At 67.3% G+C, this 1654-nt stretch carries 1 protein-coding gene; it reads right to left on the minus strand.

From position 1 onward, the window contains the following. Positions 1-22: 22 nt before the first annotated feature. The coding region (locus tag HWX22_RS31200; protein WP_175912683.1) for an amidohydrolase at positions 23-1654 on the minus strand (1632 nt) is incomplete at its 5' end.

The raw sequence follows: 1654 nt of genomic DNA on the forward strand, positions 1-1654 counted from the left end.
CCGACCGGTTGTCGTCGACATGTCAGACCGCCCAGCACGAACAGCCGAACGCGCCCCAGAAGCCCTTCGCGTCCGACGTCGGCAATGCGCTGCCCCACGCGCTCGCATGCGCATGCTGGTGCACGTTGCACGCATTCGCGCAGCCGCACATCGCGGCGGCCGCCGCCCGTTGCAGCGGTGCACCGTTGCGCTGCGTCGCGCCCCAGCCGCCATAGCCGCCATACTCGCGCACGGGCGACCAGTCCGGCATCGCGGGCGGAATCGGCGCGTCGTGCGACGCGAACGGCCCCGCGCCCCACACGATCCTTCCGCCGACCACCGTCAGCAACGCCGTCGTGCCCGCGATGTCGTCCTCCGCGCACGCGAAGAAATCGCGATCCGGGACCACCAGGTCGGCGAGCTGCCCGACCGCGATGCGCCCCTTCTTGCCCTCTTCGTTCGAGAACCACGTCACGTACTCGGTCCACATGCGCAGCGCCGTTTCGCGATCGAGCAGGTTGCGCTGCGGATACATGCGCAGGCCGCCGACCGTCTTGCCCGTCACAAGCCATGAGAGCGACACCCACGGGTTGTACGACGCCACGCGTGTCGCGTCCGTGCCGGCCGATACCTTCAGCCCCTTGCCCAGCATCTTCGCGACGGGCGGCGTGGCTTCAGCCGCCTGCGCGCCGTAGCGCTCGACGAAGTATTCGCCCTGGTACGCCATCCGGTGCTGCACCGCGACACCGCCGCCGAGCGCGGCGATCCGGTCCATCGATTTTTCGGAGATCGTTTCCGCGTGATCGAAGAACCAGTTCAGCCCCTCGAGCGGGATGTCCTTGTTGACCTTCTCGAACACGTCGAGCGCGCGGCTGATCGTTTCGTCGTAGGTCGCGTGCATGCGCCACGGCCAGCGGTTCTGCGCGAGCACGCGCACGACGCCTTCGAGATCGTCCTCCATCTGCGCCGGCAGATCGGGACGCGCGACGCGGAAGTCCTCGAAGTCGGCCGCCGAGAACACCAGCATCTCGCCCGCGCCGTTGTTGCGGAAATAATCGGTGCCGTCGTGATACTTGACGCTCTTGGTCCAGTTCACGAAGTCTTCCTTCTCGGCGTTCGGCTTCTGCGTGAACAGGTTGTACGCGATCCGGATCGTCATCTCGCCCGCGTCGTGCAGCTTGCGGATCACTTCGTAATCGTCGGGGTAATTCTGCGAACCGCCGCCCGCGTCGATCACGCCCGTCACGCCGAGCCGGTTCAGCTCGCGCATGAAGTGACGCGTCGAGTTGTACTGGTATTCGAACGGCAGCTTCGGCCCCTTCGCGAGCGTCGCGTAGAGGATCGTCGCGTTCGGGTTCGCGAGCAGCAGGCCCGTCGGGTTGCCGGCGGCATCGCGCAGGATCGTGCCGCCCGGCGGCTCCGGTGTGTCCTTCGTATAGCCGACCACGCGCAGCGCGGCCGCGTTCAGCAGCGCGCGATCGTACAGGTGCAGGATGAACACCGGCGTATCGGGCGCGGCTGCGTTGAGTTCGTCGATCGTCGGCAGGCGCTTCTCCACGAACTGATGTTCGGTGAAGCCGCCGACCACGCGCACCCACTGCGGCGCGGGCGTGATCGCGACCTGACGCTTGAGCATCTCCATCGCGACGGCGAGCGAAGGCACGCCGTCCCAGCG

It is taken from the genome of Burkholderia sp. BCC1638 (genome assembly GCF_902833195.1).
Classification (GTDB): Bacteria; Pseudomonadota; Gammaproteobacteria; order Burkholderiales; family Burkholderiaceae; genus Burkholderia; species Burkholderia diffusa.